This window comes from Canicola haemoglobinophilus, assembly GCF_002015075.1.
In the GTDB taxonomy this organism is placed as follows: Bacteria; Pseudomonadota; Gammaproteobacteria; order Enterobacterales; family Pasteurellaceae; genus Canicola; species Canicola haemoglobinophilus.
The window spans coordinates 164,292-184,983 of sequence record NZ_MUXZ01000008.1 but is presented as its reverse complement, the minus strand read 5'-3'; the positions used below and the strand labels follow the sequence as shown (position 1 = coordinate 184,983).

At 36.9% G+C, this 20,692-nt stretch carries 21 protein-coding genes; 15 read left to right on the top strand and 6 right to left on the bottom strand.

The window, feature by feature from the left end; translation table 11 throughout:
• Window positions 1-7: 7 nt before the first annotated feature.
• The 11 genes from mrdA (at window position 8) to B0186_RS03670 (ending at window position 11,270) form a co-directional block, all read left to right on the top strand.
• Entirely contained in the window at window positions 8-1,921 is a 1,914-nt protein-coding gene (gene mrdA, locus B0186_RS03720; protein WP_078218050.1) for a penicillin-binding protein 2, read from the top strand.
• Complete coding sequence (gene rodA, locus B0186_RS03715) at window positions 1,921-3,036, top strand: rod shape-determining protein RodA (protein WP_078218049.1); 1,116 nt, start codon at window positions 1,921-1,923, stop codon at window positions 3,034-3,036. The genes mrdA and rodA overlap by 1 nt, the downstream gene beginning before the upstream one ends.
• Before the next feature lie 47 nt (window positions 3,037-3,083).
• Complete coding sequence (locus B0186_RS03710) at window positions 3,084-3,926, top strand: septal ring lytic transglycosylase RlpA family protein (RefSeq protein WP_078218090.1); 843 nt, start codon at window positions 3,084-3,086, stop codon at window positions 3,924-3,926.
• Between the two features lie 17 nt (window positions 3,927-3,943).
• On the top strand, window positions 3,944-5,125 hold the full coding sequence (locus B0186_RS03705; protein WP_078218048.1) for a serine hydrolase: 1,182 nt from the start codon (window positions 3,944-3,946) through the stop codon (window positions 5,123-5,125).
• A gap of 57 nt (window positions 5,126-5,182) precedes the next feature.
• A complete protein-coding gene (gene ybeD / locus B0186_RS03700; RefSeq protein ID WP_078218047.1) occupies window positions 5,183-5,479 on the top strand; it encodes a DUF493 family protein YbeD in 297 nt (98 codons plus the stop codon).
• An 8-nt stretch (window positions 5,480-5,487) separates the two neighbouring features.
• Window positions 5,488-6,144, top strand: coding sequence for a lipoyl(octanoyl) transferase LipB (lipB, locus tag B0186_RS03695; protein ID WP_078218046.1), 657 nt, complete (start codon window positions 5,488-5,490; stop codon window positions 6,142-6,144).
• Between the two features lie 18 nt (window positions 6,145-6,162).
• Entirely contained in the window at window positions 6,163-7,125 is a 963-nt protein-coding gene (gene lipA, locus B0186_RS03690) for a lipoyl synthase (RefSeq protein ID WP_078218045.1), read from the top strand.
• A 247-nt stretch (window positions 7,126-7,372) separates the two neighbouring features.
• Window positions 7,373-8,764 carry a DASS family sodium-coupled anion symporter gene (locus B0186_RS03685; RefSeq protein WP_078218044.1) on the top strand — a complete coding sequence of 464 codons (1,392 nt, stop codon included), beginning with the start codon at window positions 7,373-7,375 and terminating at the stop codon, window positions 8,762-8,764.
• Between the two features lie 254 nt (window positions 8,765-9,018).
• On the top strand, window positions 9,019-9,801 hold the full coding sequence (locus tag B0186_RS03680; RefSeq protein ID WP_078218043.1) for an amino acid ABC transporter substrate-binding protein: 783 nt from the start codon (window positions 9,019-9,021) through the stop codon (window positions 9,799-9,801).
• Between the two features lie 22 nt (window positions 9,802-9,823).
• Window positions 9,824-10,507: an amino acid ABC transporter permease gene (locus B0186_RS03675; RefSeq protein ID WP_407919732.1), complete on the top strand. Its 684-nt coding sequence runs from the start codon at window positions 9,824-9,826 to the stop codon at window positions 10,505-10,507.
• A 13-nt stretch (window positions 10,508-10,520) separates the two neighbouring features.
• Window positions 10,521-11,270 carry an amino acid ABC transporter ATP-binding protein gene (locus B0186_RS03670; protein ID WP_078218041.1) on the top strand — a complete coding sequence of 250 codons (750 nt, stop codon included), beginning with the start codon at window positions 10,521-10,523 and terminating at the stop codon, window positions 11,268-11,270.
• Window positions 11,271-11,305: 35 nt separating this feature from the next.
• On the opposite strand, the gene B0186_RS03665 is transcribed toward B0186_RS03670, so the two are convergent.
• The gene (locus B0186_RS03665) at window positions 11,306-12,247 is read right to left on the bottom strand and encodes an alpha/beta fold hydrolase (RefSeq protein WP_078218040.1); all 942 of its coding nucleotides are present in this window, start codon (window positions 12,245-12,247) and stop codon (window positions 11,306-11,308) included.
• A gap of 335 nt (window positions 12,248-12,582) precedes the next feature.
• Between B0186_RS03665 and B0186_RS03660 the strand changes: the two genes are divergently transcribed.
• Both B0186_RS03660 and B0186_RS03655 read left to right on the top strand, forming a co-directional pair.
• Window positions 12,583-12,966, top strand: coding sequence for a thioredoxin family protein (locus B0186_RS03660; protein WP_078218039.1), 384 nt, complete (start codon window positions 12,583-12,585; stop codon window positions 12,964-12,966).
• Between the two features lie 11 nt (window positions 12,967-12,977).
• Entirely contained in the window at window positions 12,978-13,706 is a 729-nt protein-coding gene (locus B0186_RS03655; protein ID WP_078218038.1) for a cytochrome c biogenesis CcdA family protein, read from the top strand.
• 94 nt (window positions 13,707-13,800) lie between these two features.
• Here the strand turns inward: B0186_RS03655 and asd are convergent, their stop codons facing one another.
• From asd to efp, 4 genes are all read right to left on the bottom strand, one after another.
• Entirely contained in the window at window positions 13,801-14,916 is a 1,116-nt protein-coding gene (gene asd / locus B0186_RS03650) for an aspartate-semialdehyde dehydrogenase (protein ID WP_078218037.1), read from the bottom strand.
• A gap of 135 nt (window positions 14,917-15,051) precedes the next feature.
• Entirely contained in the window at window positions 15,052-15,984 is a 933-nt protein-coding gene (ftsX, locus tag B0186_RS03645; protein ID WP_078218036.1) for a permease-like cell division protein FtsX, read from the bottom strand.
• 9 nt (window positions 15,985-15,993) lie between these two features.
• Entirely contained in the window at window positions 15,994-16,644 is a 651-nt protein-coding gene (ftsE, locus tag B0186_RS03640) for a cell division ATP-binding protein FtsE (RefSeq protein ID WP_078218035.1), read from the bottom strand.
• Window positions 16,645-16,819: 175 nt separating this feature from the next.
• Window positions 16,820-17,386, bottom strand: coding sequence for an elongation factor P (gene efp / locus B0186_RS03635; protein ID WP_005719907.1), 567 nt, complete (start codon window positions 17,384-17,386; stop codon window positions 16,820-16,822).
• A gap of 34 nt (window positions 17,387-17,420) precedes the next feature.
• Here efp and epmB point away from each other — a divergent pair, with 34 nt between their 5' ends.
• Together epmB and oapA are read left to right on the top strand one after the other, a co-directional pair.
• Window positions 17,421-18,446, top strand: coding sequence for an EF-P beta-lysylation protein EpmB (gene epmB, locus B0186_RS03630; RefSeq protein WP_078218034.1), 1,026 nt, complete (start codon window positions 17,421-17,423; stop codon window positions 18,444-18,446).
• A 92-nt stretch (window positions 18,447-18,538) separates the two neighbouring features.
• Window positions 18,539-19,867 (top strand): opacity-associated protein OapA, encoded by a 1,329-nt coding sequence (gene oapA / locus B0186_RS03625; RefSeq protein ID WP_158077952.1) that lies wholly within the window; start codon window positions 18,539-18,541, stop codon window positions 19,865-19,867.
• A gap of 102 nt (window positions 19,868-19,969) precedes the next feature.
• Here oapA and B0186_RS03620 read toward each other — a convergent pair whose 3' ends face one another.
• Entirely contained in the window at window positions 19,970-20,692 is a 723-nt protein-coding gene (locus B0186_RS03620) for a TerC family protein (RefSeq protein ID WP_078218033.1), read from the bottom strand.

Genomic DNA, 20,692 nt, shown 5'->3' with positions numbered 1-20,692 from the left:
GTTTTCTATGAATTTAAAAAAATTGCTTTCACAACCTACACAAACACCTATTCGAGATAAAAAAGCCGAGCGCAATCTATTTGCTCGCCGCGCACTTATCTCTTTTTTAGGCGTTTTAGGCTTATCAGCAATTTTATTTACCAATTTGTATCATTTACAAATTGTTAATTATGAAACTTATCAAACAAGATCGAATGGTAACCGAATTAAATTACTACCATTACCACCAACTCGAGGATTGATTTACGATCGTTATGGCGAGTTATTAGCGGAAAATATCACTTTCTTCGGCTTATATATTGTGCCAGAAAAAGTAGAGAATTTAGACCGCACTTTTGAAGAACTACGCTATATCGTTGGCTTAACTGATGATGATATTGAAAATTTCAAAAAGGAGCGGCGTCGTTCATCTCGCTACACCCCAATTCTGCTTAAAGGCGATTTAAGTGAAGAACAAATCGCACGTTTTGCAGTAAATCAATACAACTATCCAAGCTTGGATGTACGTCCTTATTTTAAACGCCATTACTTATATGGCGAACCATTGACCCATATTTTAGGCTATGTTGCGAAGATTAATGACAGAGATGTGGAGCGCTTAAAGAAAAACGAAAAATATCCAAATTATGCAGGTTCTCATGATATTGGTAAGCTCGGCATTGAACGTTATTACGAAGATGAATTACATGGCACTGTAGGCTTTGAAGAAGTAGAAGTAAATAATCGAGGCAAAGTTATTCGCAAGTTAAGAGAACAGCCAGCAATTGCGGGAAAAAGTATTCGCTTAACTATTGATTTAGCATTGCAGCGTTACATCACGGATTTATTAGGCAATCGCCGTGCAGCAGTGGTGGTTTTAGACCCTAAAGACAGTGGTATTTTAGCCATGGTGTCAACACCGAGCTATGATAACAATCTTTTTGTGGGTGGGATTTCAGGGGCTGATTACAAACGATTATTAGAAGATCCTAATCGCCCTTTGTACAGCCGCGTGACTCAAGGCGCTTATCCACCAGCCTCAACTGTAAAACCTTTTATTGCTACGGCTGGATTACAAGAAAATTTGATTACCACCAGTACAACTATATTTGATCCGGGCTATTGGATGTTACCAAATACCACAAAACGTTTCCGCGATTGGAAAAAATCAGGTCATGGCTATACGGATTTGAATAAGGCTATTGTGGAATCTTCTGATACTTATTTTTATCAGTTAGCTTACAACATGGGGATTGACCGCTTATCTCAATGGATGAAGCGCTTCGGGTTCGGGGTACCAACGGGTATAGATATTCAAGAAGAAACTGCAGCGATTATGCCAAGCCGAGAATGGAAACAAAAACGCTATAAAAGACAATGGGTACAAGGTGATACGATTTCTGTTGGCATTGGTCAGGGTTATTGGACAGCAACACCATTACAAGTTGCTAAAGCAACAGCGGTTTTAATTAATAATGGTAAGGTAAACACACCGCACTTAATGAAAGCGATTGAAGGGTCAGAGATTCAACCTTATCAAGATCCTCATTTATATGAAGATATTACTGAACCTCGAGCAGCGTTTTGGGAAGCTGCAAAACGAGGTATGTATAACGTTATACACGCACCTAATGGCACGGGGCGAAAACCTTTTGCTGATGCAAATTACCGAGCGGCTGGGAAATCAGGCACAGCACAAGTTTTTAGCCTGAAGGAAAATCAAACTTATAATGCAAGTGAACTGGATAATAAGTTCCACGATCACGCTTGGTTTATTGGATACGCGCCTTATAACGATCCTAAAATGGTTGTTGCTGTGATTTTAGAAAATGCGGGTGGCGGTGGAAGCAATGCAGGTCCTGTTGTGCGACAAATTATGGATTATTATTTAAATGTCCGCTTGCCACAGGTTCAATTACAAGGCGAAAAAGGAACAAATTGATGGAGAAAAAAAATCTTTGGCTAACCTTGTGGCGCCGTTTACATATTGATTTTTGGCTTTTCCTCGGATTAGTCATTGTTTCTGCTTATGGACTACTAGTACTTTACAGCGCATCTGGCGGAAGTGAAAAAATGTTCCAAAACCGTATTATTCAAGTAGCACTCGGTTTTACTGTTATGTTTGTCATGGCACAGTTTTCACCCAGATTTTATCAACGTATCGCGCCTTATGGTTTTGCGATTGGTGTTGTATTACTGTTATTAGTAGATCTTTTTGGTACTACAAGCAAAGGTGCACAGCGTTGGTTAGACCTAGGACTATTCCGTTTTCAGCCTTCTGAAATTGTAAAATTATCTGTACCATTAATGGTGGCAACCTATTTAGGAAATCGTTCATTACCGCCTAAATTAAGTGAAACTTTTATTGCGCTCTTTTTAATCATAGTGCCAACTTTATTAGTGGCGATTCAACCAGATTTAGGCACCTCAATTTTAGTCAGCGCCTCGGGGATTTTTGTTGTATTTTTAGCAGGAATGAGTTGGTGGTTAATCTTAATTGCTGTTGTGGGTTTAGCGGCATTTATCCCGATTATGTGGCTTTATTTAATGCATGATTACCAACGTACAAGGGTATTAACTCTGTTAGACCCAGAAAAAGATCCTTTAGGTGCAGGTTATCATATTTTGCAATCCAAAATCGCCATTGGTTCTGGTGGGATTTGGGGTAAAGGCTGGATGCAAGGTACGCAATCACAACTGGAATTTCTACCCGAACCACATACCGACTTTATTTTTGCAGTACTCAGTGAAGAACATGGCATGATAGGATTTATGATCTTAATGCTGATCTATCTATTTATTGTCGCAAGAGGTCTTATTATCGGTGCCAATGCACAAAACTCTTTTGGCAGAATTTTAACTGGTGCATTAACCTTAATTTTCTTTGTTTATGTATTTGTGAATATTGGTATGGTAAGTGGAATTCTCCCAGTGGTTGGGGTTCCTTTGCCTTTAATTAGCTACGGTGGCACATCTTTTGTTACACTTATGGCTGGATTTGGCTTAATCATGTCCATTCACACACATAAAGCCCACTTTTTTAAAGGAACTAAATAAATATTTACTTATCTTAGATAGGGCGATTAACATTAAAATAAATTATGATGAAATCAAACAAAACATTTAAATTATCTACCGCACTTTTTATGGCTGTATTATCACTGTCAACACAAGCCAATACAAAGAAACTCTATGGAATTGAAGGACCTCAATTAACCTATCAAAAACCTGCTGATACATCCCATATCTATGTGGTGAAAGGTGTAAAATATACAACAAAGACTCATAATAAAGCTAAAAACTACTCAAAAGAAGGAATAGCGAGCTTTTATCACAACAAATTTCATGGGCGTAAAACCGCCAATGGGGAAATTTTTAATAACAATGCTTATACTGCTGCACATAAAACCTTACCGCTAAATTCTTATGTTCTGGTTACTAATTTACGCAATAATCGTAAAGTGATCGTAAGAATTAATGATAGAGGACCTTTCAGTAAAGGACGAATTATTGATTTATCCAGAGCAGCAGCAAAAGAGCTAGGAATTATTCGTGCTGGAACAGGAAAAGTGAAAATTGAATTCTTACATGTTAACTCTCAAGGAAAAATATCTGGGCCAGCAACAAAAACGTTAGCGAAAACAAGCAAAAATGACCGTGCGCGCGAGCAATTAAGTCTAAGTTTACCAACTGAACCTCTGATAAAAACTGTTTTCTCGGGCTATAAATTAAAAATGTTAAATCTTGCCAGCAAGCAAGAAGCTGAAAAATTAATTAGTAATTTAAAACAGTCTAATATTGCATTTGAGCTTGAAAGCAAGGGAAATAAATATGACATCATATTTGGTCCCTTGGAAAACAAACAACAAATTAAAGAACTTAAAGACAAGTTACAAAAACTCAGCCACTCACACCAATTTATCGTCATCTCTTATAATGAGAAATAATTTTTAAAGGATGTAAAATGTTAAAAAAAGCTATGAAAAAAACACAAATTGCCCTCATCGCAGGATTAATTTCTTTCCCTGTGCTTTCACAAGATATGCAATATGGGATTGCAACACCTGAATTAAATGCACAAAGCTATATTCTGATGGATTACAACTCTGGTGCAGTGCTTGCCGCACTTAATCCAGACCAACGCCAATACCCTGCGTCATTGACTAAAATGATGACTAGCTATGTTGTGGGCGATGCCATTAAACAAGGTAAAATTAGTTTAACGGATACTGTCACTATCGGCGAAAGCGCTTGGGGTAAAAACTTCCCTGGCTCTTCAAAAATGTTCTTAAATTTAAATCAACAAGTATCAGTGGCTGATTTAAATCGTGGGATTGTGATTGTATCTGGTAATGATGCCTGTGTAGCTATGGCTGAACATGTAGCTGGTTCAGAACGCAATTTCATTGAATTAATGAATAAATATGTAGCTCAATTTGGTCTGAAAAACACAAACTTCACAACAGTTCATGGGCTAGATGATGAAAATCAATATTCATCTGCACGAGATATGGCGGTTATTGGTCGTCATATTATCCATGACTTACCTGAAGAATATAAAATCTACGCAGAAAAAGAATTTACTTTCAATAAAATCAAGCAACCTAACCGCAATGGCTTACTTTGGGATAAATCCCTGAATGTTGACGGAATGAAAACCGGACATACAGATAAAGCAGGTTATAATCTTGTTGCCTCTGCAGTAAATAGTGGAAATATGCGTTTAATTTCCGTTGTAATGGGCGTTTCCACATATAAAGGTCGTGAAATTGAAAGCAAAAAATTATTGCAATGGGGCTTTGCAAACTTTGAAACCTTTAAATCTTTAAATGCCAACCAATCTATTGCGGAAGAAAAAGTTTACTATGGCGATACTAGCAAAGTACAACTTGGAGTTCTCAATGATGCTTATGTGACTTTGCCAAAAGGTCGCCAAAATGATGTAAAAACAAGATATGAGCTCGATCATAAAATGTTAGAAGCACCACTGGCAAAAGGACAAGTCGTCGGTAAAATCATTTACCAATTAGACGGTCGTGATATTGCAAGTGCAAACTTACAAACAATGTCTGATGTGCAAGAAGGCGGATTTTTCAGCAAAATTTGGGACTGGCTAGTATTAACAGTAAAAAGTTTATTTAGCTAAAAAATAATGAAAAATTAGACCGCACTTTCTAGTGCGGTTTCACTTTAAGGAAAATTTATGACAGATAAAACCGTAAAACTTAACGATATTCCACAAAAACAATTAAAAGATTTATTAGAGTTCCCTTGCCCTTTTACGTTCAAAGTAGTGGGAACTAATAGAACAGATTTAATTGATGATGTAGTAATGGTGACACAAAAATATGCAAAAGGGGATTATAATCCTCGCCAAAATATCAGCAGCAAAGGCACTTATAATTCAGTTTCCATTGATATTATTGCGGAAAATATTGAACAAGTAGAAACACTCTATGCGGAACTCGCCAAAATCGACGGCGTAAGAATGGTACTTTAGGATAACAAATGACAACTCCAACCTTGATAGTGCGCCAACTTGGTATTCAAGATTACCAACAAGTTTGGCAACAAATGCAAGATTTTACCGACTCAAGAGGTAGCCAAACACCTGATGAAATTTGGTTGGTTCAACATCCAGCCGTTTTTACTCAAGGGCAAGCAGGTAAACCTGAGCACTTGCTCAATCCAAGTAATATTCCAGTAGTTCAATCGGATCGTGGCGGTCAAATTACCTACCATGGATTAGGCCAGCAAGTTATGTATGTGCTCATTGATATTAAGCGTCACAAAGCAAATGGTAGCGAACTAAATGTACGCCAATTAGTGACCGCACTTGAGCAATCGGTAGTTAAAACCCTGGCGGATTATGGGATTGAAAGCTATCCAAAAGCGGATGCGCCGGGTGTCTATGTCAATGGACAAAAAATCTGTTCACTTGGTTTGCGTATTCGCAAAGGCTGTTCTTTTCATGGATTAGCCCTAAATATCAACATGGACTTATCGCCATTTAGACAAATTAATCCTTGTGGCTATGTGGGGTTAGAAATGTGCCAAATGGCAGACTTTATCCCGACTGAACAAGCTCAATGTGACAAAGTTGCGCCGAAATTAGTTACACACTTTACACAATTATTGGGCTATAATGACGTAACAATTTGTTAACAAAATTAGGATCTGTTAATGACAACCCCTTTTAAAATGGAACGTGGTGTCAAATATCGTGATGCTGCGAAAACTTCGATTATTCCAGTTAAAAATATCGATCCAAATCAGGAATTACTGAAAAAGCCTGAGTGGATGAAAATTAAGCTTCCAGCAAATTCAGCAAAAATTGATAGCATTAAAAACGGTATGCGCCGTCATGGACTACATTCTGTATGTGAAGAAGCCTCATGTCCAAACTTACATGAATGTTTTAATCACGGAACAGCAACCTTTATGATTTTGGGTGCAATTTGTACCCGCCGTTGCCCGTTTTGTGATGTTGCCCATGGTAAACCATTGCCACCAGACCCAGATGAACCTAAAAAACTGGCAGAAACTATTCAAGATATGAAATTACGCTATGTGGTAATTACTTCTGTGGATCGCGATGATTTGCCAGATCGTGGTGCTGGACATTTTGCCGAATGTGTAAAAGAAATTCGTAAGCTTAATCCGGGTATTAAAATCGAAATTTTAGTGCCAGATTTTCGTGGTCGAATTGAACAATCATTAGAAAAATTAAAAGACAATCCACCTGATGTCTTTAACCATAATTTAGAAAATGTTCCACGCTTATATCGTGAAATTCGCCCGGGCGCTGACTACAAGTGGTCATTGAAATTACTCAAAGATTTCAAAGCAATGTTCCCACATATTCCGACTAAATCTGGCATTATGGTTGGCTTGGGAGAAACAAACGAAGAGATTTTGCAAGTAATGCAAGACTTACGTGATCATGGCGTAACCATGTTAACCCTAGGTCAATATTTGCAGCCAAGTCGTCATCACTTACCTGTTGCACGCTATGTGCCACCTGAGGAATTTGATGATTTCCGTGCTAAAGCAGAAAAAATGGGCTTTGAGCATGCCGCTTGTGGACCTTTTGTACGTTCTTCTTATCATGCTGATTTACAAGCAAGTGGTGGGCTTGTGAAATAAATTAAGCAGAAAAAAAGTGCGGTTAAAATGTTAATCTGCACCTTAATAAGCAAGGTTAGTAAAGCCAGCTTGTTAAGGTGCAGATTTTTCTTGGCTAAAACACACCGCACTTTTAGTATTTTTTTAGACACAGCTCACAAAAACAACAAAAGATCATTGCATTTTTTTAACAATTTGATAACTTCCCACCAAATTCCTAACTAAAATTAGGGATAATCCAAAATTGTATCTTTGAAAGGATAACATTATGAGCAAAACTGTTTCTCAATCAATTTTTAACAAAAATGCGTTAATTTTCATCCTTGATGTTATCGTCTTTTTTGTCTTACTTCATGTTTTACCTTTTGATGACAAAGCAAATAAAGGTTTAGCTTTGTTAGTGTTTATTGCAGTGTTATGGCTAACTGAAGCATTACATGTCACAGTAACTGCCCTAATAGTACCATTTGTAGCAATTGCGCTTGGCTTGGTGACAACTAAAACTGCCCTAGCCTCTTATTCTGCACCAACTATTTTCCTGTTCTTTGGTGGATTTGCCCTTGCTACTGCTTTGCATATTCAAAAATTGGATAAAATGATCGCCAATAAGATTATGGCTCTAGCTGGTGGTAATCTTTTTGTTGGTGTGATTTATTTGTTCTCAATTACAGCATTCCTTTCGATGTGGATGAGTAATACCGCAACAGCAGCAATGATGTTGCCATTAGCTATGGGTATTCTTAGCCAATTAGATAGAACAAAAGAACATAATACTTATGTTTTCGTATTATTAGGGATTGCTTATAGTGCAAGTATCGGCGGCATGGGAACCTTAATTGGTAGCCCACCAAATGCGATTGTGGCTTCTCAATTAAAATTAACATTCTCAGATTGGCTCTATTTTGGCTTACCAATTATGTTCATTCTTATGCCAATTATGATCGGTACACTGTACATCTCTCTTAAGCCAAAACTAAATATTAAATTCAGCCAAAACTTTGAAAAAGTTGAGATGAATAATCAACGCATTATTACCTTAATCATCTTCGTAGCCATTGCGCTTGGTTGGATTTTCAGTGCTAAACTCAATCCTATTCTTTCCTCATTCTTAGGCTTAGAAAAAAATATTGCGAGTTTTGACACCGTTATTGCCTTACTTGCAGCTATTGCGGTCTGTGTAACAGGCGTAATTTCTTGGAAACAATTACAAGACAATACCGACTGGGGCGTATTAATGCTTTTCGGGGGTGGTTTGACATTAAGTGCGGTGCTAAAAGATTCTGGCGCAAGCAAAATCTTAGCAGATGGCATTGTATTTATAATTGATGGTGGGCATTTCTATTTCTATCTCATCGGCTTATTAGTTGCAGCCTTTATTATTTTCTTAACTGAATTTACTTCAAATACAGCAAGTGCAGCACTATTAGTACCAATCTTTATTTCTATTGCACAATCTCTGGGAATGCCAGAGCTAGGATTAGCATTGATCATCGGTTTAGGCGCATCTTGTGCATTTATGTTACCAGTTGCCACACCACCAAATGCTATCGTCTTTGGTACGGGCGAAATTAAGCAAAAAGAAATGGTTCGAGTGGGTGTCGTGTTGAATATCCTTTGTGTGTTTATTATCGGCACATTTGCTTACTTATTCTGGCTATAACTTTTTCAATATAATTGATATGAGCTTTTCTAAGTGTAAATTCACTTATTAAAGCTCATTTTTATGAGCAAAAGTCCTCAAAAAATTACCGCACTTTCCAATCTAATTATTTACTCTTCGAGCTAACTTTTAATAAACATAGCCTTTGCTTATAACATATTCCTGAAAGTTATTTGTAAACTTTAACTTTTCTTTTACAATTCCCGCACTCATTTTTCTCAAATTCAATTTTTACTTATAGTGAGGAACTTTATATGTTGAAAAAAATAACATTTTTATTTGCCTCTGTTTTGGCAATTGCAACTAGCACACAAGCCTTAGCACAAGGTGATTTATTAGAACGTATTAACAGCAAAGGGACTATTACTGTTGGTACAGGAGGAACTTATGCGCCTTTTACTTATCATGATGCAAATGGAAAATTGACCGGATATGATGTTGAAGTGACTCGTGCCGTAGCCAAAAAATTAGGCGTTACAGTTGAGTTTAAAGAAACTCAATGGGATGCAATGCTTGCTGGATTGAAAGCAGGGCGTTTCGATCTTGTGGCAAACCAAGTGGCTTTAACAACACCAGAACGCCAAGCTACTTTTGACAAATCTGAACCTTATAGCTGGTCTGGTGCAATGTTAATTGCTCGCAATGATGAAACTCGTATTAACCAAGTTGAAGATGTAAAAGGCTTAAAAGCAGCACAAACTCTTAGCTCAAACTACGGTGAGTTAGCACAGAAATACCAAGCTAAAATTGTGCCAATTGACGGCATGGCACAAGGATTATTATTAATTCAACAAAAACGTGCTGATATTACTTTTAATGACGCTCTAGCATTGTTGGATTATTTGAAAAAACATCCAAATTCAGGTTTAAAACCAGTTTGGAAAGCTGAAAATAAAGCAGGTGCTGGTCTTATTGTTAATAAAAACAATGAAGAAGCGCTAGCAAAAATCAGCGCAGCTATCGAAGAATTACGTAACGATGGCACATTAAAACAATTAGGTGAACAATTCTTTGGTAGAGATATCAGTGTTAAATAATTTTCTTGCATCATTACCCTTTATGACTGATGCAAGAGCAGAATTGGTCATAAGCGGTTTTCTTCCTATGGTTAAAGCGGCGGTATTGATTTCAATACCGCTTGCTATTGTGTCCTTTATACTTGGCATGTTCATTGCCGTTGCCGTAGCCTTACTTCGTGTTACACCAAGCCATAGTATTATTCATCGCATCTTTTTAGTGATTGCGAAAATTTATATTTCCATTATTCGTGGCACACCGATGTTAGTGCAAATATCCATTGTGTTTTATGGATTACCCGCATTAGGCATTTTTATTGATCCTATTCCAGCGGCGATTATTGGATTTTCATTAAATATTGGTGCTTATGGTTCTGAAACAGTACGAGCGGCAATTCAATCTGTCCCAAAAGGGCAATGGGAAGCTGGCTATACCATTGGAATGACTTATATGCAGACTTTCCGCCGCATTATTGCACCGCAAGCCTTCCGTGTAGCTGTACCGCCGTTAAGTAATACCTTTATTGGTTTATTTAAAGATACCTCTTTGGCATCAGTGGTGACGGTGACAGAAATGTTCCGAGTAGCACAACAAGTAGCAAATATGTCTTATGATTTCTTGCCAGTTTATATTGAAGCAGCGTTAATTTATTGGTGTTTCTGTTTCGTGTTGTTCTTACTACAAGCTCGCATTGAAAAACGCCTTGATCGTTATGTCACAAGATAAGAAAGGATAAATGATGATTAAAATTCGTAATATTCATAAAACCTTCGATAACAATCCTGTTTTACGCGGTATTGATTTAGATATTGAAAAAGGGCAAGTAGTGGTTATTTTAGGTCCTTCTGGCTCAGGTAAAACTACATTTTTGCGTTGTTTAAATGCACTTGAATTACCAGAGCAAGGCACTATCGAGTTTCACAAAGAAAATCCGCTTTATGTAGATTTTGCTAGCAAAAATATTCGCAAAGAAATTTTACCGCTACGCAAAAAATCGGGAATGGTATTCCAACAATATAATTTATTTCCGCATAAAACTGCTTTAGAAAATGTGATGGAAGGACCTGTTCAAGTACAACAACGCAATCCTGACGAAGTGCGTAAAGAGGCTGAAACCTTGCTATGTAAGGTAGGGCTAACAGACAAAGCAAACCTTTATCCGCACCAACTTTCTGGTGGACAGCAGCAACGTGTGGGAATTGCTCGTGCATTAGCCATTCAACCAGAATTGATGCTATTTGATGAACCTACTTCAGCGCTTGATCCTGAATTAGTGCAAGATGTGCTAAATACCATGAAAGAACTGGCAAATGAAGGCTGGACAATGGTTGTGGTTACTCATGAAATTAAATTCGCCTTAGATGTAGCGGATTTAGTGGTCGTTATGGACAAAGGTGTGATTGTGGAACAAGGCTCGCCAAAAGAACTTTTTGAAAATCCACAACATGAACGCACCAAAGCATTCTTACATCAAATCAGATTTGACTAAAAAATAGACGGAATTTTCCGTCTTTTTTATTCTCTTTATTTATCCTCAAAGAAAGTAAAAATCTTACCTAAAGCAAAATCTCTAATTTCATCTCGCTCAAATAAAATCTCATGCTTTGCCTGTGGGATTTCACAATGCTGACCTTGTGGCAAAGTGCGGTTCAATTTTAACAAGTTTTTATTGTTCACAATTTGCTCTTGCTCTGCTTGCAAAATCAAAACGGGAATTTCAATGCGTGGCAAAATCTTAGCTAAACCTTGAATAGCCTTCCAGCACAAATGTAACCAACGGAATGTCGGGCCTCCCAAACGTAATTCAGGATTTAACTTATTAATTCTATTCATCCATTTCATACGCACTTTGCAAGAACTCAGTTTATTACTAAGCAAATTTGCTGGTTGATAAGCAGACTTGCCAAAAACATAGCGAGAACCTTGCCCCAACAACATCATCAAATTCACCAATAACTCATCCCGCATGGGATTGTCTGTTGGCACAGCAAAAAAAGGCGCAGAAAACACCGCTCTTTTTATCTGATGATCGTAATTAGCAAGATAATAGCTACTAACCAACGCCCCCATAGAATGTGCTAATAAATATTGATGCTGATAAGAAAATTGTGTTGTTACAGTAGAAATCAGCTTATCCATATCCTCCGCATAAAAACGAAACTCATCAATATAGCCTTTTTCCCTGTCCTTTAATAAACGCTGTGAATAACCTTGCCCACGATGATCGAAGACGAGAACATCATAACCCTGTTGATAAAAATCATAGGCAAGTTCCGTCCATTTCAACAAATTCTCCGCTCGACCATTCACCAAAACCACCAACTTATCCGTTACCAAGTCTTGCCGAAAATGACGATACGCCAACCGACAATTTCTCTTGCTATCAATATATTGAATAGGAACTTTTTCAATAAAAGGTTGTAATTTATTTAATACAAAAGAAGAAAAATCGGTTTGTCGGTTCATGAAATTTTATAGGTTAGGGATAAAAAAGTGCGGTGAATTTTACCGCACTTTTGCTCAACAATGGAATGTTATTATAAAGCAAAAAAATGATTGCTACCTCAAATTATTAATGTTGCAAGAAGATATCTATGAGATCTGAAAGCAATGTTATCGATCATTAAAAAATAAACTGTTTCATTGCTGTAATTAAAGATGTGTACTTATCAACACATATTTTTAATAAAAAATGCTATCGTTCTAACAAAAGCATTAAAAATTTTAAAATTTTTTGTAAGAATATTCTTCTCAAAACGCCTAATTAAAACCACTATTTTAATCCATATGGAGAGTTTTATATGAAAACATTATTAGTAAAAATTTTTGCTTTATTTGCTATGTTGGGATTTTCTCAAGCCATTTTAGCACAAGAAATTCAGCCTTTTGAACAATCAAAATTTGAACAACTTGTGAACAATAATGAAGCAGTTCTTATTCATATTCATGCAGATTGGTGCCCTGTCTGTCGTAAACAAGCTAAAGAATTAAATACGTTACTCAAAGAGCCTCGTAATGCGAGTTTATCAGTTTTCAAAGTTGATTTCGATGGCGATAGAAAAACACTCAATCAATTTAATGTAAAACACCAAAGTACCTTAATTTTATTCTATAACGGCAAGGAGATACGTAGAGCAACAGGAATCACAAACCGAGAAAAATTACAACAATTTCTCTCATTTTAAGGATTACATTTATGGATATTAGTATTACCATCTTAGCATTAAGTACATTAGCTGGACTATTGACAACTTTATCTCCTTGTGTGTTGCCTATCCTTCCAATTGTTGCCTCATCAGCAATGGCAAAGAGAAAAATCGGTCTTTTTACGCTTGCTTTAGGCATGGCAATTTCCTTTACTTTCATTGGCACAATTGTTGCCTCTATTGGTTTAGCTTTAGGTCTAGATAGCCAATATTTACGCTACATTGCGGCGATCATGATGTTATTTGTAGCAATTTGGTTATTAAGTAGTCGTTTGCAAGAACAAGTGAATAAATATACCTCTCGTTTAAGTAGCAAGGGAGATGCATGGTTAAGTCAATTTAGCCCTGAGTCTGCACTAGGACAATTTTTCGTTGGATTATTACTAGGCGTTGTATGGGCACCTTGTATTGGACCAACATTAGGTGCTGCTATCGCATTAGCAAGCCAAGGAGAAGCCTTATTCAGTGTTGCTCTCGTCATGATTGTTTTCAGTTTCGGTGCAATTATTCCGCTCATTATTATTGGCTTAATTTCTAGACAATTTTTCAGAGAAAAAAGGGAAAAACTTGCTAACGCAGGAACAAAAGGGCGACGTATTATGGGATACAGTTTATTGGTCGTTGGCTTGCTAGTTCTAACAGGATTTGATAAACAACTTGAGATTTGGCTAATTCAAATAAGTCCAGATTGGTTAACCGATCTTACTACCCAGTTCTGATTAGTAGGCATTCAATTAGTAAAAACAATCAACGGATAAAAAATATCTGTTGATTGTTGAAATTTATAAAAATTTAACCGCTCTTCATTCAAATCTATTTAGTCAATTGAACTAAAATACGGCGAACTGGCTCTGCGGCCCCCCATAACAATTGGTCGCCAACGGTGAACGCTGCTAAGTACTCAGGACCCATAGCTAATTTGCGTAAGCGTCCCACTGGGATACTTAATGTACCAGTCACTTTTGCTGGTGTTAATTCACGCAATGTAGTTTCTTTGTCGTTTGGAATCACTTTCACCCATTCATTGTGGCTTGCGATAATTTGTTCAATTTCTTCTAATGGCAAGTCTTTTTTCAGTTTGATAGTGAAGGCTTGGCTGTGGCAACGTAATGCACCGATACGCACACATAATCCATCCACTGGAATTGGATTATCGCTTAAACCTAAAATTTTGTTGGTTTCTGCATAACCTTTCCATTCTTCTTTAGTTTGTCCTGTTTCTGGTAATAATTTATCGATCCAAGGGATTAAGCTACCAGCTAACGCAGCACCAAAATTATCTGTTGGGAAATCTTCCGCACGCATTTTTGCAGTGACTTTGCGTTCGATATCAAGAATTGATGATGCTGGATTTGCGAGCTCTTCTTTCACGCTGTCTTCTAATTGTCCCATTTGTACAAGTAGCTCACGCATATTTTTTGCTCCCGCACCAGAAGCTGCTTGATAGGTGGCAACAGAAACCCATTCAACTAAATCACGTTCAAATAAACCACCGATTGCCATTAACATTAAGCTAACGGTACAGTTTCCGCCCACAAAAGTTTTGATACCTTTTTGTAAGCCCTCGCTAATGACATGTTGGTTTACAGGGTCAAGCACAATGATTGCATCATCTTTCATGCGTAACGCTGAAGCTGCATCGATCCAATAGCCATTCCAGCCCGTTGCTTTTAATTTTGGATAGACTTCGTTGGTGTAGTCGCCACCTTGGCAAGTAACGATAATGTCGAGTTTTTGTAGCTCTGCAATATCAAAAGCATTTTTTAATTCGCCAGCATCTTTACCTGCAAATACAGGGGCTTTTTGACCTGCTTGTGAGGTTGTAAAAAATACTGGATTAATATTTGCAAAATCATTTTCTTGCACCATACGATCCATTAGCACAGAACCAACCATGCCACGCCAACCGATAAAACCTACATTTTGCATATAATTTTCCTTATTAGTTAATGTTGTGTTGAATTGTAAAAAAGAATGTTTTAATTAATTACAGAACAATTCAATAAAATCAAGTTTTTTTAATAAAAAAGCGAAGAATTTTAATTTCTTCGCTGTTTTATCTAATTATTTTTTATTGAGCAAATTAATATAACGATTTGCTGAAAGCCAGGCCCCTAAATAGCCCATTAATGTGCAACAAGCCAGTAAAAATAATAACTCTGCGAGAGTGATACCTTGCAAGTCAAAATTTACTGCAAAAATCTCAGTTACATATTTGACCGCACTTGTAAAATAGGCAATTAATGCCGCACTAAATATGCTCGCAAAGAATGCACCAAGTAAGGCATAAATCATGCCGGTATAAAGATAAGGACGTAAAATAAATTGATCCGTTGCACCTAATAATTTCATGATTTCAATATTCCCTTGACTACTATACACATCGGAGCGAATACTATTGCCAATGACTAAAAATACGGAAAACACCATTAATACCGTACAAAAGAGTGCAATATGTGCAATCAGCCAAGAAAGTGCGGTCAGTTTTTCTAACCATTCATTATCTAAACGCACTTCCTCAACCCCTTTGATATTCAACAGATTTTCACGAAGTTGATGACGTTTCGTATTTTCGTTGTATTCTTTTGTTGGTTTAATCATCACGACAGCTGGAAGTGGGTTATCATCTAAAATATCTAATCCTTCCGAAAAACCAGACCAATGACGAAACTCGTTCAAACTTTCTTTGCGAGAAATATAATTTAAACTTTCTATTCCTTCTTGCTGGCGAATTTTTTCCACCACAATATTCGCATCAGCCTCCGATAAGTTTTTATGCAAATATAAAGTGAATTCAGTTTCAGGATAAAACTGTGTGGTAGCATGATGTAAATTCTTCCACAGTAAATAACTCGTCGTAGGAATAGTCAACGAAACAGCAATAACCAAAATCGTAATTAAAGTTGAATATTTTTTCTTGAGTAAATCAGCCCAAACAGCTTTGAGTACATAACTTACTTGCACAGCCCAAGAGGCGTAAATAGGACGATGTGCCATAATCTTTCCTTAACGTAAATAACCATTCTCCAAAACTAAACAAGGTTTTGGTTTTTGTTGAACAAGAGTTAGATCATGGGTCGCAATTAGTACCGTCATACCCAACTGATTAAGCTCTTCAAATAAATTAAAAATCCCTAAAGATAATTTACCGTCTAAATTTCCCGTAGGTTCATCGGCTAATAATAATTGAGGCTTATGTACAATAGCACGAGCAATATCTACGCGTTGTTGTTCTCCGCCAGATAAGTGAATAGGGAAATGTTTCGCACGCTCACGCAAACCCACACGATCTAATGCTGCAAATGCTCTTGTTTCTGCTTCTTTCGGATGAATACCAGCAATAATCAAAGGAAGAGCCACATTTTCCGCAATAGTACGCTCAGTAATTAAGCGATAATCCTGATGCACCATACCAATTTGACGGCGTAGAAAAGGGATTTCATATTTTGATAAGCGAGTAATATTATGCCCATTGAACCAAATTTGCCCGCCATTTGCCCGTTCCATGCCCATAATTAATTTCAATAAGGTACTTTTCCCTGCGCCAGAATGCCCCACGACATAAGTCATGCTACCTATGGGCAAATGAAAATTTAGCCCCTGTAACGCTGGCTTCCCTCCCAAATAGGCTTTACTTACATTTTCAAAACGTATCATTTCTTGTCCTACAAATTCGATCTATTTTTTCGCGCCACATTATAGCGGATCTTTTGCTCAAAAATGGGGAGCCCCGAAAAAAAAGCCAAATAGCACCGCACTTTTTAACAAAAGATATAAAAAATGGCGTATAACTTTGAGTTATACACCATTTTCTAATTTCTTAATTCAGACATTATTTCACACGAGAAACATATTCGCCTGAACGAGTATCTACTTTGATCACTTCGCCGATTTGTACGAATAAAGGCACTTTAACTACAGCGCCAGTGCTTAATGTTGCTGGTTTACCGCCTGTTCCTGCTGTATCACCTTTTAAGCCTGGATCAGTATCAATAATTTCTAATTCCACAAAGTTTGGTGGCGTTACAGAAATTGGCGCGCCATTCCATAAAGTTACGATACAATCAGCTTGATCTAACAACCATTTTTCTGCATCACCAATTGCTTTTGCATCTGCTGAATATTGTTCAAATGTTTCTGGGTGCATAAAATACCAGAACGCATCATCTTTGTAAGAGTAAGTTAAGTTGAGATCCATTACATCAGCAGCTTCTACTGAAGTACCAGATTTAAAGTTTACATCTAATACTTTACCTGAAATTAATTTACGAATACGTGTGCGAGTAAAAGCCTGACCTTTGCCTGGTTTAACAAATTCATTTTCAACGATTACGCAAGGTTCACCATCTTGCATAAATTTTAGACCTGGTTTGAAATCACTGGTAGTATATGTAGCCATATTATCCTCAAAATAAAAGAGATTGTTTTTAAAAGTGTCTATTTTAACTCAAAATATCCCGATTAGAGAAGAACAAATTCAAACAGAAGACTGGATTGATTATCTTGCAACAGCGATTTCAGATCCAAAACAACTCCTTCATATTCTAGAATTAGCTGAACAAGATTTTGCTGAAGATATTCTGGCACGCAAATTATTTGCCTTACGCGTTCCACTTCCTTTTGTTACTAAAATGCAAAAAGGTAATCCACAAGATCCATTATTTTTACAAGCCATGTCTTCGCAACAAGAGTTTATAAGTGCGGTCGGTTTTAGCAAAGATCCTTTAGATGAACAAAAAAATCCAGCGCCTAATATTTTGCATAAATACCATAACCGATTGTTATTTATGGTAAAAAATAGCTGTGCTATTAATTGTCGCTATTGCTTTCGCCGTCATTTTCCTTATGCGGAAAATAAAGGGAGCAAAGAGAATTGGTTACAAGTACTTGCCTATATTCAACAACATTCCGAAATTGAGGAGGTTGTTTTCTCTGGCGGTGATCCGCTAATGGCAAAAGATAAAGAATTAAGTTGGCTCATCAAACATTTGGAAAACATACCGCACTTACAACGCTTGCGTATTCATACCAGACTGCCGGTTGTTATTCCGCAGAGAATTACGACAGAGCTATGTACAATGTTCAAAAACTCTCGTTTACAAATTGTCCTTGTTACCCATATTAATCATGCCAATGAAATTGATGATCATTTGGCAAAAGCAATGCAACAATTAAAACAAGCTAATGTCACCTTGCTTAATCAATCTGTGTTACTCAAAAACATCAACGATAACGCACTCATTTTGAAAGCATTAAGTGACAAGTTATTTCACATCGGCATCTTGCCTTATTACTTACATTTATTGGATAAAGTTGAAGGTGCAAGTCATTTCTATATTGAAGACGAAAAAGCACTAGCAATTTACAAGCAATTACAAAGCATTACTTCAGGATTTTTAGTGCCTAAATTGGCTCGTGAAATTGCCGGAGAACCCAACAAAACTTTATATACAGCATAGGAAAAAGGACAAATATCCTTTAGAATACACAGAAATTTAACCGCACTTTGTGCGTATCTTTAACTATCACTTTTTTAGACTAAGGTACTATTGTGACAACTGAACAAAATAAAATTGAAAGCTCTGGACAAGCCCCTGTACAGAAAGAATTAGAACTTGATATGGAACCCATTACTCCTAAAAGACACCCAACCCCCAAACCCACCTTATTAGAAAAGTCCAAAAGCATCTTTAGTGGATTAGGTAAAAAAAGTAGCACTAATGAAACAAATTTTAGTATGCGTAAAGAACCTACTATTGCATCCCAAACAACAAATATTGAAACAGAGCAAAAAACACAAGAAACTGCAATTCCTGTTATTACTATTGGAAACGAACAAAATATCATGATACCTGAAACGCAAGAACAAAAAACAACCACAGATGCTGAAAAAAATGAAGCTCAAAGTACATCAGAAGAACCCATAAAAACGGTTCAAGAAAATTTAACAAAACCAGAGAATTGGTCTGTATTAGGTGCGCTACCACCTAAATATCGTCGTATTTTTATTGCCTTATTAATTGCTGTTCTTGTCCTACTTATCATTTCATGGTTAAAACCAAGTAGTGATGTGGTGCAATCTTTTGAACAGCCTAAGGGCAATACCATTCCAACTCAATTTCAATCATTGGATCAATCTCAACCTGCTGAACCAACGATTTTAGATAAACTAAATAATCCTCAACCTCAAACAAAAGTTGCAACGACGTCAGAAACGACTACAGAAACAAATACTCCTACTCCGACAGAGACAAAAGAAACTGATGTTATAGTTTCTCCAGCAACGGAGCAAGCTACTACTCAAACAATAATGCCAAATGTGAAAGCACCAAGCCAAACACCAAGCATCGTTGAGCAAGAAAAAGTAGAGCCAACAAAAGTTGAGCAAGAAAAAAATATTGCAACAGTTCAGCCAGCCCCAAAAGTAATTAGCGAAACTGCCGCAGAACAACCCAAAGCACAAAACAAACCAAGAGCGGTAGAAAAGCCTAAATTTGTAGAGAAAACAAAACCAGTAGAAAAACCTAAAAATAGCGAAAAATCTAAAATAGAGAAAAAAGGTGCACCAGTTATTGATGCTAAGCCAGCTAACACAGCAAAATCTCAAAAGCCTGTAGCGCAAACAAATAAAGCGAGTAAAACCCTTGTTGTGCCACAAGGAACTTCATTAATGCAAGTATTCCGCAATAACAATCTAAATATTTCGGATGTAAATGCTATGACAAAAGCAAGTGGTGCTGGTAACGCATTAAGCAGCTTTAAGCCAGGCGATAAAGTACAAGTATCATTAAATAGCCAAGGTCGTGTTAATGAGCTACGCTTGTCTAATGGGGCGCGTTTTATCCGCCAAGCTGATGGAAGTTATCAGTTTAAGAAGTAATTCTATAAAAGATTAAAATAGTAAGGCTGAGTTCTAATTAGACTCAGCCTTTTTTTCGATTGCTTAAAGAAGTTTAGAGATAAAAATAACCGCTCTTTCTGCTTATGGCTTGCGAATTAATTTTTTTCTCATTCTAATATTGATCATTTCAACTACGACTGAAAAGCCCATAGCGAAATAAATATAACCTTTCGGAATATGGAAATCTAAACTTTCGCCAATCAAGGCAACGCCAACCAAAATTAAGAAAGATAGCGCTAATACTTTCAACGTAGGATGAGTTTCTACAAAATCGCCAATAGGTTTAGCCGCAATCATCATTACACTTACCGCTAAAATAATAGCAACTATCATAACTTCAATTTGATCCGCCATACCAACCGCAGTAATGACTGAATCTAAAGAGAAAACAATATCCAAAATAGCGATCTGGGCTAAAATACTAAAGAAGTTTGCCGCTTTTGCATTAGTTTGCTCTTCGCTTTCTGCAGGCATCATAGCATGATGAATTTCATGAGTACTTTTAGCAACCAAAAATAATCCACCTATTAACAAAATTAAATCTCGCCTAGAAATTTCATTGCCTAAAATAGTGAATAAAGGGGTTGTTAATTTCATTAACCAAGATAATGAAAGCAATAGTAAAATACGCATGCCCATTGCTAATCCTAAACCGATTAAACGCCCAGATTGACGTTGTTGTTTAGGTAATCTGCCAATTAAGATACTAATAAAAATAATGTTATCAATACCTAGTACAATCTCTAACGATGCTAGAGTTAATAATGCAATCCAAGATTCTGGACTTGATAGCCATTCAAACAT